The sequence below is a fragment of the Bacillus salacetis genome, assembly GCF_003581585.1.
Taxonomy (GTDB): Bacteria; Bacillota; Bacilli; order Bacillales; family Bacillaceae_B; genus Rossellomorea; species Rossellomorea salacetis.
On the sequence record NZ_QXIR01000037.1, the window covers coordinates 39,034 to 53,109 of the forward strand.

At 45.0% G+C, this 14,076-nt stretch carries 15 protein-coding genes and 1 pseudogene; 9 read left to right on the forward strand and 7 right to left on the reverse strand.

Annotation, left to right across the window (positions count from 1 at the left end; translation table 11 throughout):
- The first annotated feature begins 160 nt into the window (after positions 1-160).
- A complete protein-coding gene (locus D3H55_RS20170) occupies positions 161-604 on the forward strand; it encodes a S1 domain-containing RNA-binding protein (RefSeq protein ID WP_119549107.1) in 444 nt (147 codons plus the stop codon).
- 40 nt (positions 605-644) lie between these two features.
- Here D3H55_RS20170 and D3H55_RS24535 read toward each other — a convergent pair whose 3' ends face one another.
- Entirely contained in the window at positions 645-797 is a 153-nt protein-coding gene (locus tag D3H55_RS24535; RefSeq protein WP_168413185.1) for a hypothetical protein, read from the reverse strand.
- Positions 798-827: 30 nt separating this feature from the next.
- On the opposite strand from D3H55_RS24535, the gene D3H55_RS24540 reads away from it, so the two are divergent.
- The gene (locus D3H55_RS24540) at positions 828-995 is read left to right on the forward strand and encodes a hypothetical protein (protein WP_168413186.1); all 168 of its coding nucleotides are present in this window, start codon (positions 828-830) and stop codon (positions 993-995) included.
- 180 nt (positions 996-1,175) lie between these two features.
- Here D3H55_RS24540 and D3H55_RS20175 read toward each other — a convergent pair whose 3' ends face one another.
- On the reverse strand, positions 1,176-1,706 hold the full coding sequence (locus D3H55_RS20175; protein ID WP_119549108.1) for a helix-turn-helix domain-containing protein: 531 nt from the start codon (positions 1,704-1,706) through the stop codon (positions 1,176-1,178).
- 343 nt (positions 1,707-2,049) lie between these two features.
- Here D3H55_RS20175 and D3H55_RS20180 point away from each other — a divergent pair.
- Both D3H55_RS20180 and D3H55_RS20185 read left to right on the forward strand, forming a co-directional pair.
- Positions 2,050-2,448, forward strand: a pseudogene (locus D3H55_RS20180) (anti-sigma regulatory factor); the annotation flags it as partial.
- 197 nt (positions 2,449-2,645) lie between these two features.
- Positions 2,646-3,755: an aminopeptidase gene (locus D3H55_RS20185; RefSeq protein WP_119549109.1), complete on the forward strand. Its 1,110-nt coding sequence runs from the start codon at positions 2,646-2,648 to the stop codon at positions 3,753-3,755.
- A gap of 109 nt (positions 3,756-3,864) precedes the next feature.
- Here the strand turns inward: D3H55_RS20185 and D3H55_RS20190 are convergent, their stop codons facing one another.
- The 3 genes from D3H55_RS20190 to D3H55_RS20200 are packed head-to-tail and all read right to left on the reverse strand — an operon-like array spanning position 3,865 to position 6,078.
- Positions 3,865-5,130, reverse strand: coding sequence for an FtsW/RodA/SpoVE family cell cycle protein (locus tag D3H55_RS20190; protein ID WP_119549110.1), 1,266 nt, complete (start codon positions 5,128-5,130; stop codon positions 3,865-3,867).
- Entirely contained in the window at positions 5,123-5,539 is a 417-nt protein-coding gene (locus D3H55_RS20195) for a PadR family transcriptional regulator (RefSeq protein WP_119549111.1), read from the reverse strand. Before D3H55_RS20195 ends, D3H55_RS20190 begins: the two co-directional genes overlap by 8 nt.
- Positions 5,539-6,078, reverse strand: coding sequence for a sigma-70 family RNA polymerase sigma factor (locus D3H55_RS20200; protein ID WP_240628700.1), 540 nt, complete (start codon positions 6,076-6,078; stop codon positions 5,539-5,541). The genes D3H55_RS20195 and D3H55_RS20200 overlap by 1 nt, the downstream gene beginning before the upstream one ends.
- A gap of 284 nt (positions 6,079-6,362) precedes the next feature.
- On the opposite strand from D3H55_RS20200, the gene D3H55_RS20205 reads away from it, so the two are divergent.
- The 4 genes from D3H55_RS20205 (at position 6,363) to D3H55_RS20225 (ending at position 9,135) form a co-directional block, all read left to right on the forward strand.
- Positions 6,363-6,911: a flavodoxin family protein gene (locus D3H55_RS20205; RefSeq protein ID WP_119549121.1), complete on the forward strand. Its 549-nt coding sequence runs from the start codon at positions 6,363-6,365 to the stop codon at positions 6,909-6,911.
- A 369-nt stretch (positions 6,912-7,280) separates the two neighbouring features.
- Positions 7,281-7,742, forward strand: a complete 462-nt coding sequence (locus D3H55_RS20215; protein ID WP_119549113.1) for a DUF2243 domain-containing protein — start codon at positions 7,281-7,283, stop codon at positions 7,740-7,742.
- Positions 7,732-8,517: a cytochrome c oxidase assembly protein gene (locus D3H55_RS20220; protein ID WP_240628702.1), complete on the forward strand. Its 786-nt coding sequence runs from the start codon at positions 7,732-7,734 to the stop codon at positions 8,515-8,517. The genes D3H55_RS20215 and D3H55_RS20220 overlap by 11 nt, the downstream gene beginning before the upstream one ends.
- Positions 8,518-8,598: 81 nt before the next feature.
- Entirely contained in the window at positions 8,599-9,135 is a 537-nt protein-coding gene (locus tag D3H55_RS20225; protein WP_119549114.1) for a YhcN/YlaJ family sporulation lipoprotein, read from the forward strand.
- 315 nt (positions 9,136-9,450) lie between these two features.
- On the opposite strand, the gene ypfJ is transcribed toward D3H55_RS20225, so the two are convergent.
- A complete protein-coding gene (gene ypfJ / locus D3H55_RS20230; protein WP_119549115.1) occupies positions 9,451-10,296 on the reverse strand; it encodes a KPN_02809 family neutral zinc metallopeptidase in 846 nt (281 codons plus the stop codon).
- A gap of 323 nt (positions 10,297-10,619) precedes the next feature.
- On the opposite strand from ypfJ, the gene D3H55_RS20235 reads away from it, so the two are divergent.
- Positions 10,620-12,086: an amidase gene (locus D3H55_RS20235; RefSeq protein ID WP_119549116.1), complete on the forward strand. Its 1,467-nt coding sequence runs from the start codon at positions 10,620-10,622 to the stop codon at positions 12,084-12,086.
- A gap of 95 nt (positions 12,087-12,181) precedes the next feature.
- On the opposite strand, the gene D3H55_RS20240 is transcribed toward D3H55_RS20235, so the two are convergent.
- The gene (locus D3H55_RS20240; protein WP_119549117.1) at positions 12,182-13,894 is read right to left on the reverse strand and encodes an ABC transporter ATP-binding protein; all 1,713 of its coding nucleotides are present in this window, start codon (positions 13,892-13,894) and stop codon (positions 12,182-12,184) included.
- Positions 13,895-14,076 lie beyond the last annotated feature (182 nt).

Below are 14,076 nucleotides of genomic sequence, written 5' to 3' on the forward strand. Positions count from 1 at the left end.
GAAGGGGTTGGCCCTTTGAAATCAGCAAATAATAGCAGCAGAGGATACGAAAGAGCCTCTTTATATCAAGTAAAAACTAAAGCCATGAATCACCATTAGATTTTAGCGGATGAATTTGCTATAATTAGATGTTGTTATAATTATTAAGGGGGAACTTTTTTTGGCAATCGAAATAGGCAGCAAGGTTAAAGGTAAGGTAACTGGTATCACTAATTTCGGGGCATTCGTGGAATTACCCGAAGGCTCAACCGGTCTCGTGCATATCAGTGAGGTGGCGGACAGTTATGTGAAAGATGTTAACGACCATCTTAAAGTAGGCGATGAAGTTGAGGTTAAGGTAATTAGTGAGAATGCGGGCAAAATTGCCTTGTCAATCAAAAAAGCTGTAGACAAACCAGAGGGATCTGGGTTCACTAAGCGTCCTCCGCGCCAAGGAAGAGACAGCAGACCTAACAAAGACTTCCGTTCCAAAGGAAACTTCAAGCCTAAGGAAACGTTCGAGGATAAGATGGCTAAGTTCATGAAATCCAGCGAAGAGAACTTATCTTCTCTGAAGCGCAATACCGAAGGAAAACGCGGCGGCCGAGGCGGAAGACGCGGATAATCTTAAACCGGGATCATCAGAAAAAACGCAAGCTACCAGTTCAGCACCTTGCCGGTTGAGCCGGCTCCGCTCTGGAGTAAGTGCAGACACTGATGCCCTCAAGAATATATACTTTCCTATCATTTAACAAAGGCAAGCGGAACAGCTTGCCTTCTGTATTTCCATTCATTTCATACCTCAATTCCATGGCCATTACAGTTTACACCTCAGAAAGGGTGACAGTATGGGAAAATGTCAATTCAATGTCGGCGAAGAAGTCAGCATTAAGTCATCCAGTGAAAATGTAAAAATCATCAAATCGCAATACATCAAGAACATGAAAAGATACTCTTACATTGTGAAGGAATATCCAAATACATTCTTCTTTGAAGAAGAATTACAGAAAAGATAAAACACCCTGAAGATGATCAGGGTGTTTTTTCTTTACATTATGTACTGCCGATTCTTGCAAGTGTACATGGTATATCAGCAGAAAAGCCGAAAGTGCAAATGGGACATCGAGGAAGTTAATATACATTCAGCCATGGTAGAGATTGTCTAGATTGCAAAAGGAATTGCTATCAATGAGGCATCATTCCTCAGTGACATCCATGGAGACAGTTGCCGCACCTACGATTTCCCCACTCTCATCCATCAGTGGTTCCCCAAAGACTACATAGGTTTTTTCACCTGCATGCTGCTGAAAAACGATGAATTTCTTCATTGGCATCCCTTTTTCAATGATAAGTTTCTTCATCCCGATTAACTCGGGAATACCCTTATATATCCCAAGTTCTTCATCTGTTTTTCCAATTACTTCTTCAGGGGTGAAAACTCCATGCGGATGATGGAACCATGTATATTTCAGTTCGAGGTCACAGTGAGCGACCACAATGGGCGCATTCTTTAGAGCAAGGGTAAAAGGTTCACTGATCTTACCAGCAAAAAATCTTGCGGGGTTGATATCGAATGTTTCAGCGATCTTTGCTGCCACTTCATAGCTGGGATTACGGACACCATTTTCTATCTGAGAGTAATAAGCTCTGTTAATGAATGAACCCGCTGCCACGCTCTCCTGGGTCAGCCCCTTTTCTTCCCTTAATTGCTTGAGCCATTCTCTCATTTCTTCTCCCTCCTGTAGTGACTTTCTCAAAAAACAGCACATTTGGAAAGTGGCTGCTTGCTACAATAGGTTTAAAACACGACCCTGTATGTTAGTCTTAGTGTAATACACAATCCCCAGGCAGACAATAAGTCTCAAATCACCGTTTTCAGCCAGATAATCCCTTTATACTTTTCTTTCCAAACGCCGGTAATTCAAGTCTTTAATGAAGGACGTCTTCGGATATATTGCTGCTTTTGGAAAAATCCCATGTGCCGGATTTCCCCCTGTATTTCAAGGTTTTACTCTCGGAAGAAAAGAGCCTTAAAGAATCATTTTCAGTAGATGAACGGAGGGATAAAAAATGGAAATGTCAGCACCATTATTAATCGTCAGAATGGAAGATATTGCAGCAGCGAGAAACAAGGCAAGGAATCTGTCAAAGGCTCTTGGCTTTGGGACTCTTGATCAAACCAGAATTATTATCGCCGTTAGTGAGCTCGCCAGAAATTTATATCTATATGCCGACCAGGGACAGATAACCATTTATAAACAACAAATCTCTGGATGTGTGGGAATCAGGATCTTGTCTGTGGACTCAGGCCCTGGAATTGTTGATGTCCCTACAGTAATGGGGTCCGGCTACTCTACTTCCGGCGGATTGGGAGCAGGCCTTCCCGGTGTGAAAAAATTAATGGACGAATTTTCCATACTCTCTTCAGCAGAAGAAGGAACAAGAATAAATACAGTAAAATGGCTCCGAACACCCCAAATTCCCTCTACACAAAATCCTTTACATCCTGACACTGCATCCTCTTCACCTCAATTATTGAAAGGATAAAGAAAAACTTTCTTTATACCCAATGTGCTAAACTTGAAAAGTATCTTATATTCTATAACATATCATCTGGAAGGTAACTCAGTCAGATGATCCCTGTCATAACTCAAGGGGGATATTAAATGGACTCAAGATTAGAGACTCTTGCAAAAACGGTGGTTCAGTACTCCCTGAACATCCAGCAAGGGGAAAAAGTGCTGATCGAGGCTCTGGATGTACATGATTACGGCTTTCTAGCTCCGTTCATGGATGAAGTATTTAAAGCAGGCGGGCATGTTTTTGTTGAACGGACAGATTATAGGATCAACCGGAAAATGATGATTTCCGGCTCCAAAGAACAGTTTGAAGCGGACGCAAGGCTGAAGCTTGATCAGATGAAGGAAATGGACGCCGTCATCCTCATCTTAGGAGAAAATAACATATCAGAGTTTGCCGACATCCCTTCTGACAAAAAGAACACTTACCGCCAGGCGTACAAGCCTGTCAGCGATGAACAGCTTAAGAAGAAATGGGTCCTCTTCAATGTTCCGACCAAAGCTTATGCCCAGCTCGCTGAAATGAGCACAGATGCTTATTCCGACTTCCTTTACGAAACCTGCACAATGGATTATAGCAAAATGTCCGCTGCCATGGATTCACTTGTCGATTTAATGAATCAAACGGATAAGGTCCGTATCCTGGCACCAGGGACTGACCTTCGGTTCTCGATTAAAGATTTGCCTGCCATAAAGTGCGACGGCAGGATAAACCTTCCGGACGGGGAGGTTTTCACTGCGCCCGTCAAAGATTCAGTCAATGGGATCATCACTTTCAACACGAAGTCACTTTATGCCGGACAGACCTACAACAACATCCAACTTACTTTTGAAGAGGGCAGAATCATAAACTGTCAAAGTGACAATAATGAAAGCCTCAATGAGCTGCTGGATTCCGATGAAGGCGCAAGGTATATCGGTGAGTTCGCACTTGGTGTCAACCCTTATATCAACACCATCATGAACGATATCGGCTTTGACGAAAAGATAAACGGAAGCCTGCACCTTGCTTTGGGGGAGGCCTACGAAGTTGCGGATAATGGCAACAAATCCTCCATCCACTGGGATATCGTTTTGATGCTGAAGCCGGAATTCGGCGGCGGTGAAATCTTCTTCGATGACGTCTTGATCAGCAAAGATGGAAGGTTTGTTGCGGAATCACTCGCTGGATTGAATCCTGAGAATCTAATTGATTAGAATTCCTTTATTTAAGCCTGGCTCAGCTTGCAATATTTTCAAATGACCCAACAACAGACAAATAAGCCTGGAGGAATAGCACTCCTCCAGGCTTATTTCCCATTGTAATCTAAACAACTTCCCCAATAAGATCCTTTCTCCTGTACACACTGAGCACGATACCGACAACAATTGAATTCAACAGGGTCGGCATCAAGCCGTAACTGATGAATGGAAGCGAAATCCCCGTCAACGGCAGGAGCCCCAGGAGCATCCCCACGTTATATAGGAATTGAACTGAAAATAGAGTCACACTGCCAAGAATCAACATTTTACCGAAGGGATCTTTCACTTTTGAGATGACGATCACCATCCTGCCCATCAGTGACAGCAGTACAATGAATAGAATCAGTCCTGTAATCCATCCAAACTGATAGGTGATGCTGGCAAAAACGAAGTCCGTATGCCCCGCCGGGATGAATTCCTGCTTACCGAACTGGCCGAACCAGCCGGCTTGAGAGAATGTCTCCTTTAATCTGAGGTACATATAGCCGCCTGAATCGGCAAATCGAGCTGGATTCAAGTAGGCAAGCAGCCGGGCTTGTTGATATTCCTGTGTGGCAGTTACAAACAAAAATCCATATACAGCCGCCACAAGAAATGCACTGGCCGAAACGGCTGTTTTTTTCTTCAGTTCCATCCGGCTTCCCCACATCATCACAAAGACCATGATGGAATAGATGAATACAACCGAAAGATTCACAGACATCAAGAATAGAAATGCCGTCCCGATAAACAAAATTGCTGCCTTCCACATCTTGAATCCCTCTCTTGAGAAAAGAATGGACCAGCCTAAATATAAGAAAGGCAATGCCATGATACTCTCAATCGATAATGGGCCAACGTAAACACTAGGTGCTCCATTAATATATTGAACCGGCCAGAGGATCAACCAAAGTAATATTAATACCCCCAGCCCCAAAAATAGCCACTGGTATCTGAAAATTTTTCGATAATCCAGCATCATTAAGCCGAACGCAACGAATAATCCCAGAAAGATTGTTATAACTTTTTTCATTAGCCAAGGAGAGCCATCTACATTCCATGTAAACATCGGAAGCAAACTAAAACTGACGGTTATGAGCAGAAGCCCCGCCAGCCACCAATCAACCTTGGGACGGTGGATGTTATTGAAATCCATCCCCAGCTTAGCTGGATTTCCCATTTGTTTTACCGCTTCCTCTTCTGCTTCCAATTCTGTCTTTCCGCTTTTCATGATCCTCTCTTTGGCAGAATCTATATGATCATTCAGTTCACAGGCGACAAAATCTCTTGCTTCAGAGGACTTGATATGGGATTGGACCCCTTCCAAAAAGGTTTTTCGTTTATCAGCCATTGCTTCTTACCTCCATCAGGGTTTTCAGGACAGCCCTGGATTCAGCGCTCCTTTTTTCCTGCTTTTTCAAGAGTCTGCTTCCTTTTCGGCTGAGCTTGTATACCTTTCCATTTCCTTTGGTCCAATGTGCTTCCAGATATTCTTTTCCCTCCATACGGTGAAGGATGGTATACAGCATCCCTTCCTGATCTTCAAATTTTTTTATCCCCCTGCTTCTCAATTGCTTTGCCAATTCAAACCCGTTCTTTTCAAAGGTGAGGAGCTGAAGGATTGCCAGCAGAATTTGATCTTCATTTTCCTCATCCTTTATTCTGTTATGGATTTCTTTCCGATGTGCTTCATTGAATTCCAATCCGCTGAAGGTGGTAGTTTTCATTGTCTTTTTTAAATTTTTCAGGCGGTTATCCATTACAAATCTCCTCCCAGTTGCTCTTTCAAAATTGATTTCGCACGTCTGAGCCTTGTTTTCACTGTGTTGGGCTTTTGTTCAGTCGCCTTTGCGATATCTTTGATCTGCATCTCTTCAAAATAATGAAGATAGATGACCTCCCGATACTGAACAGGAAGATTCAATACGGCATTTGCAAGTTCAGTGTCTTCTTCTCTTTGGATGACCGATTCCTCTACGCTTTTATCCTGTCTTCCTGGTTGGCTTAAATCTGTTTCAGCAATGATGACTTTATTGTTATACCAGCTTTTGAGATGATCCTTACTGTGATTGATCGCAATTCTCCATAACCATGTTTTCAGTTTGGCTTTTCTATTATAGGTATGTAAACTCTTATAGCATTTCACAAAGATCTCTTGTGTCAGATCTTCAGCAACCGCTTTATTATGGACATACGAAAAGACAAGCTGGAGGATATCCTGGCCATATACCCGCATGATTTCATCAAGCGTCCCCTCTTTGTCTTCCATGTCATATATATCTGTTATGATGTCTTCCACGTTTTTTCCCTCCCATACATTAGACGAGGCTGCTTCTTCAGAGGTTTTTCCGGAATAAAATTATATTTTTGGCGGCTGAGTTCGTGCAAATCATTACTCTTACTATATATTAACGCCTTTTTTTGTGCAGGTGGCGTTTTGGGAGACCCTAAGCTTTGAAAAAAGCGCACTTGGTAGGTCCTCTAAGGATTTTGTGTTATTTTTGAACAGTGGCAGGAACAAATGGAAACAGAATAGGCTTTTTGAAATATACTACATATAGTTAGAAAGAGGAGTGTATGCTGATGAAAATTTTAGCTTTGCTGGGGAGCACCAGGAAGAACGGGAATTCGGAGTACTTGGCGAACAAGATTCTTGAAGGCACTGACCACACAATCGTTTCTCTGGCGGATAAGCACATTGAGGCAATTACGGATTTAAGACATACGGAGGAAGGCTTCTCGCCGGTGAATGATGACTATGAAGAATTGGTTCACCTCATGCTGGAGCATGATGTCCTGTTGTTCGCGACACCCCTTTATTGGTATGGCATGAGCGGCCCGATGAAGAATTTCTTCGATCGCTGGTCCCAGTACCTGCGTGATGAGCGTTTCAACCTCAAGGAAGAGCTGACAAAGAAAAAGGCCTATGTAGTCATTACAGGCGGAAGGACGGCTAACGTCAAGGGCCTGCCGCTGGTGCAGCAGTTCAATTATATTTTTGAATTTGTAAATATGGAATTCACAGACTACATGATCGGATCAGGCGTGAAGCCGGGAGAAATCTTGAACGACCTTCCTTCTCTTGAAAAAGCCGAACGATGGAATACCCATTTCAGGAACAAGAACTTTTAAATGATCAGAAAAGGCGCAGCTCCCGCAATGGGATGCGCCTTTTCTCTTTCCAAATGGCTGTTTTCGCATATATTGCTGCTTTCGGAAAAATTTCAGGTGCCGGATTTTCCCCCTGTATACAAAGGTTTTACTCTCGAAAAAGAACGAGCAGCTCTTTTCTTTCCTTCTCACCGGGGTTTTTACGACGAAATACCAGAATATTAGTTGAAAGTTATATTGAATAGCAACAAAGTTTACGAAAAGAGAATTCCAAATAGTTCAACATGGGTTTATTTCACAGTAATCATGGTATTTACTTTGTAACTTCAGAAAAAGATAATACCGATGAATTTTGGATAAAATGGAAAGACATAGTTCAAGGAGGTTACAATGAAACATTCCTTTTTATCAAGAAACCTTGTATCAGGGATATTCTTCGGTCTCGGGCTTGCCGCCTTTGTTGATGAGACTATATTTCACCAGCTTCTTCACTGGCACCATTTTTATGATAAATCCACAACGGCAATCGGACTCGTCTCAGATGGCCTGTTCCACGCTTTCAGCTGGTTTGCCACGATTGCAGGGTTGTTCATGCTGGCCGATCTCCGCCGGAGGAGAGCATTCTGGCTGAAAAGATGGTGGGGCGGGATGCTTCTGGGAAGCGGCGGCTTTCAGCTCTACGATGGCACGATCCAGCACAAAGCCATGAGGATCCATCAAATCCGCTATGTGGATAATTTGTGGGTATATGATTGGGTCTGGAATATCAGTGCCGCCATTCTGCTGATGATCGGAATCATACTGACCATTAAAACTGGAAAAAGAGCAAGGGAGAATACATATGACAGCTGACCATGCCCATATGGAAGCAGCAGGAACAGGAAGCTTGTGGATGCAGGCGGGGGCTGCATCCGCTATTTTGATCTATGTTTCGGCAGTCATGATTTCAAACCGAAGTTACCGTCAATGGCCAGTATACCGGACCTCGCTTTGGATAGCCGGTATCTGCTGTATTTTTTTCTCGGTATCGGGCCCGGTTGCTGAAAGAGCCCATTCCAGTTTCACCTTTCATATGGCAGCTCATCTCCTGCTGGGAATGCTTGCTCCCCTCCTGATTGCTCTGTCCGCTCCTGTCACACTGGTATTGAGGTCAATGAATGTGAAAATGGCCAGGCAGGTTTCTTCTCTTTTAAAAAGCACGCCTGCCAAGATACTGGCCGATCCGTTTGCGGCTTCGCTTCTGAATATGGGAGGACTATGGGTCCTTTATACAACCGGCCTTTATCACGCTATGCACCAGCACTTGCTGCTATTTGTCTTCATTCATATCCACATTTTCCTGGCAGGTTTACTTTTTACGGAATCCATGCTTGCCATCGGCCCCTCTCCGCATAAGACGTCATTTGTTTATCGTTCCACAGCATTGGTCCTCGCTTTGGCGAGCCATAGCATTTTAGCAAAATATCTTTACGGCAATCCCCCTTCAGGAGTTTTTTCCGCAGAAGCTGAGGCAGGAGCCCTTTTAATGTATTACGGCGGTGATGCCATCGACTTGTTCATTGTTTTTCTTTTATGTTCGCAATGGTACAGAACTCAGCGGAGCCAGCAAACTTCAGAACAGGTTTAATAAATTGAAATTTTATGTATAGTTTTTTTCCAGTCGGCAAATTCTATCTTTGAACCTAAATATGATTTGGAGGTAAAAGATATGAAGAACCTTAAAATGATCTTCACTGTTTTGACTGGATTATCTTTACTTGCCGGCTGCGGTATGGCTGACAGCGGAAATGGAGCAGATGATAATAATCTCCAGACACGGAATGTAGGCTATAATAACGGGAATGACGGAAATTACATGAACAACGGCGACAACGGAATGCTGGACGGCAATGGCGACAACAATGGACAGCAGACAATGGAGGAAGCTGAAAAAGCCGCCAGCAAGGTCAATGAATTAAAAGAAGTCCGGGACGCAAATGTCATCGTGACAGAGAATAATGCTTTTGTTGCTGTTGTGATGGAGGATAATGCAAAAGGGGAAGTAACAAAGGATATTGAACAAAAAGTCGCCAAAGCTGTGAAAGATACAGACAAGGATATCAATAATGTGTACGTCTCTTCCAACCCCGATTTCGTAAAGAGAATGAAGGATTATGGAAATGACCTTCAGAACGGAAAGCCTGTAAAAGGATTGTTTGAAGAGTTCAGTGAAATGACAAGAAGAGTATTCCCTAACGCACGTTAACAGGAAAGGCTGTTTTCTCATATATTGTTGCTTTTGGAAAAATCCCAGGCGAGGGATTTTTCCCCTGTATACAAGGGTTTCACCCCCGAAAAAGAACGAGCAGCTCTTTTCTTTCCTTCTCACCGGGGTTTTTATGACGAAATATCAGGATAATAGTTGAAATTTATATTGAATAGCAACAAAGTTTACGAAAAGAGCCATAGGAAATGACTCCCGGAGGATAGGATTTCGCGTGGCTGGCACATCTCCACATGCCTGTACAAAGTCCACAAACCTCTGCCAAAAAGTCCCGCAGGACCACCTGCGGGACTTTTTCTATAACTGCATACCTTTGAACGTGTCGCCGCCTTCGATTGTGCCGTTTTCAAAGCCTTTATAGAACCATGTCTTTCTTTGCTCCGAGGTTCCATGGGTGAAGCTCTCCGGGACCGCATATCCTCCAGCTCTTTTCTGGATGGTGTCATCTCCCACCGCACTTGCTGCCGTCAAGGCTTCCTCCAGGTCCCCTTCCTCAAGCAGGTCCAGCCCTTGTGCATGATTCGCCCAGACCCCTGCATAGTAATCTGCCTGCAGTTCAAACCGGACAAGGTATTTATTGAATTCCTCCTCACTCAATCGATTTCGGAGCGGCATGACTTCATCACTGGTGCCCAGCAATGTCTGTACATGGTGACCGACCTCATGGGCAATCACATAAGCCATCGCAAAGTCACCCGGTGCCTTGAATTTTTGCTGTAGTTCATTATAAAAACTCAAGTCAATATAAAGCTTCTGATCTCCCGGACAGTAGAACGGGCCCACTGCCGAGCTGGACGTGCCGCATGCTGATTGGACACTATCAGTATATAGGACAAGGGCCGGCTCCTTGTATGTCTTTCCCTGCTCTTCAAATATCCCCGACCACACTTCCTCCGTATCTGCAAGAACGACCGATACAAAATCAGCAAGTTCTTCTTCCTGCTGTGTTGCCTGATAAGGCTCGCTGGTTTCTGTACCCGTCCCTCCAAAACCGTTCAGCAGGGCTCCGGGATCTCCGCCAAGAAACGTGAATAGAAGGACAAGGATGATCCCTCCTATACCCCCGCCTGCCGCAATGGCCTTGCCCCCCATCCCGCGGCGGTCCTCCACATTAGAACTTCCTCTTCTGCCTTTCCATTTCATTATGTGTCCTCCCGTGTATGTTGGTGTATACCTTTTATACCCGGGATTGCAAAAAAATATTATTGTAATCTTAAAAAAGGGATTGGATTTCCATAAATAGTATACTATTGTTATAGGTTTTTAATATAAGGCTCTTTTCTTGTACTTTTTGCTGTATGATACAAATTCGAAAATATTCCGGCATGAGGTACACAGGAAAGAAAAGAGCTGTTTCCTGTGCATAGATAAACCCCAAGCTCGAAGGGGAAAATCCTGCATAGAGGATTTTTTCGAAAGCAGTAATCCAACCAAAACAGCCTTAATTAAAGAAAGGAACCAACACCATGCTGAATCCAAAACTGGAAGGACTAAAGAAAGACTGGCTTATCGAAGCAGGTATCGGCGATATCCAGAAAAAGTTACATAACAATGAGATCACATCACAGGACCTTGTCTTGATGTATTTCGACAGGATTGCGGAGCTTGATCAGTCGGGCCCTGCCATCAATTCAATCATTGAAACCAATCCCGATGCACTTCATATTGCTGCAAGCCTTGATTACGAAAGAAGAACAAAAGGGAGCCGTGGCCCGCTCCACGGGATTCCTGTGCTACTGAAAGACAATATTGACACAGGGGACAGCATGCATACAAGTGCTGGTTCGATGGTGCTTTCGGAACACTATGCTGAGGATGATGCTTTTCTTGTAAAAAAACTTCGGGAAGCTGGAGCGGTCATTCTTGGAAAAACCAACTTGACCGAGTGGGCCAACTTCATGGGAGAAGAAATGCCGACAGGATACAGTTCCAGAGGCGGGCAGGTATTGAATCCCTATGATGCAGATTTCATGGTCGGCGGCTCAAGTGCCGGTTCAGCTGCGGCCATCGCCGCCAACCTCGCAGTTGTATCGGTGGGTACAGAAACGTCCGGCTCCATTCTGAGCCCGGCAAGCCAAAATTCGCTGGTCGGAATCAAACCGACCGTCGGATTAATCAGCCGGACGGGGGTCATCCCGATTTCCCACACTCAGGACACCGCCGGCCCTATAGCCCGGACTGTAACAGACGCGGTTCACCTGCTTCAGGCACTGCAGGGTGTGGATGGAAAAGACGCGGTAACCGCAGCGAATGAGCTAGTGGAAACGGACTTCACTGACCACCTGCTGGCAAACGGACTTTCTGGAAAGAAAATCGGCATTGCCCGCAGCACGTATTTCGATTACCTGGATGAGTCCAAGCTGGAGATCATGAATGCTGCTGTGGAGAAATTGGGGGAATTGGGAGCCGAAGTGATCGATTCTGTCGAAATTCCATCCACAGAGGCAGATTGGGATATCAATGTGCTTCTGTACGAATTCAAATCAGGGGTTAATGCTTATTTAAAAACGGTGGATCCATCTGTGGGCGTCCGGACCCTCAGCGATATCATCCGTTCGAATAATGAAATCGGCGAAGACGCCTTGAAGTATGGCCAGAGGGTATTGGAGGAATCAGAAGAAACCAGTGGCCTGACAGACCCGGTCTATCTGAAGAGTCTGGAAAAGGATCAATACCTTTCCAAGACCAATGGGATAGATGCTGTGATGAAAGAACATGGACTCGATGCCATCGTATTCCCGAACAACTTCGGCGCCATGATCCCTGCCAAAGCCGGATACCCGTCCATCACAGTGCCAGCCGGCTTCACACCAGAAGGAGAACCGATAGAAATCACCTTTACCGGAGGAGCATTCAGTGAACCGGCCTTGATTGAAATCGCTTATGGATTTGAGCAGGGAACGGAACACCGCAGGGCCCCGAAGATTTTGTGACAATCACTACCCGGGTTCTCGTGGCGTGCCTGTCACAACCCGGTTTTTGTCGAATAACAAGGCCCGCTATCCTCATTGGGATAGCGGGCTTCTTTTTAATGCTGATGGGCATGCAGTTTTGCAAATATCCCATTTTCGTGTGACAATAATTCGGCATGTGAACCGTCTTCTGCAATCCCGTTTTCGGTGATGACCATGATCCTGTCGGCTTTTTTGATCGTTGCCAGACGGTGGGCGATGATCAGCGTCGTTCGGTCTTTGGACAGGTCATTCAACGCCTCCTGGATGATGGATTCTGTTTCGGTATCAAGTGCCGAGGTTGCTTCATCCAGAATCAGGATCGCCGGGTCCTTCAGGAACATCCGGGCAATCGCCAGCCTCTGCTTCTGTCCTCCGGAAAGCTTGAGTCCCCTTTCCCCGATCTGTGTGTCATACCCGTCAGGCAGTGATGCAATCAATTCCGTCAGGTGCGCTTTCCGCACTGCTTCTTCAATCTCTTCCTGGCCGGCCCCCAGCTTTCCATAAGCAATGTTCTCGCGGAGTGTACCGGTGAATAAAAACACATCCTGCTGAACAATTCCGATATTGGCCCTCAGCGACTCTTTGGTCATATCGCGGATATCCATCCCGTCTACGGTGACAGCCCCTGCTTCCACATCATAAAAACGGGGGATCAATGAACAAATTGTTGTTTTTCCGGCTCCTGATGGCCCTACAAACGCAACAGTTGTGCCAGCTTGGATAGAAAAGGACATGTCATTCAGGATCGTACGGTTGTTTTCATAGCCGAAGCTGACATCCTTGAAGCGGATATCCCCTCTTAAAGCCGGCACTTCTATGGCATCCGGCCTGTTCTCGATGTCCGGCTCCATTTCCATCAATTCAGAGAATCTCTTGAATCCTGCCATTCCTTTTGGATACAGCTCCAGGAGGGCACTGATTTTATCAATCGGCTTGAATAAAGCATTTAGGTACAGAATGAAGGCGACAAGTTCGCCATACGATAACTCCCCTGTAAAGCTGAGCCACGCTCCGTACACGAGGATGGCCAGTGTCATCAGCCTTGTCGTGATATAGATTCCCGACAAGTTCCAGCTCATCACCTTGTAAGCCTGCAGCTTCGATTTACGGAAGAACATGTTGTTGACGTTGAAACGCTTTTTTTCATATTCTTCATTTGTAAAAGATTGGACAACGCGTGCTCCCGATACGCTGTCTTCGACACGGGCATTGACATCGGCGATATTTCCGTACATCTTCGTCCAGGCTGCATTCATCTTAATGTTGGAATAGGAAATCAGCCAGATCAGGAACGGAACGATGATGATGGCGACAAGTGCCAGCTTCACATTGATGGTGAGCATGATCCAGAACGCACCGATGAAGGTCATGATGGCAATGAAGAAGTCTTCCGGCCCATGGTGGGCAAGCTCCCCGATATCCATCAAGTCATTCGTGATGCGGCTCATGATATGGCCGGTTTTCGTATTATCAAAGAAACGGAAAGACTGCCGCTGGACATGGTTGAACAGTTCACGGCGCATATCGGTTTCAATGTTGATTCCCAGTTTATGCCCCCAGTAGTTCACGACAAACTGCATTCCCGAGCTCATCACATACAGCGTCAAGAGCCCCGCGCTCACTGCCGTAATGGTGGCCCAGTTTCCTTTCGGCAGAAGTTCATCAATGAACCATGATACCGCCAGCGGAAAGCCGAGTTCCAGAAGCCCGACAAGCATGGCACAGAAAAAGTCTATGTAAAACAGCTTTTTATGAGGACGGTAATAGCTGAAAAAACGCTTGATCATAGGTGGACACCTCATTTCGATAGTTTAAAAGTTAAAGTACATTACGATTATACTTAATTTCGGGTGTCTAAGGAATTATTTTTTTGTTTTGGAGTGAGGTGGGTCAGTATTTTTGGCTAACGACGATTTCGGGTTGTTTATCGGCGGTTTTTAAAATTTATCAGCGATTCTGCGGATATATC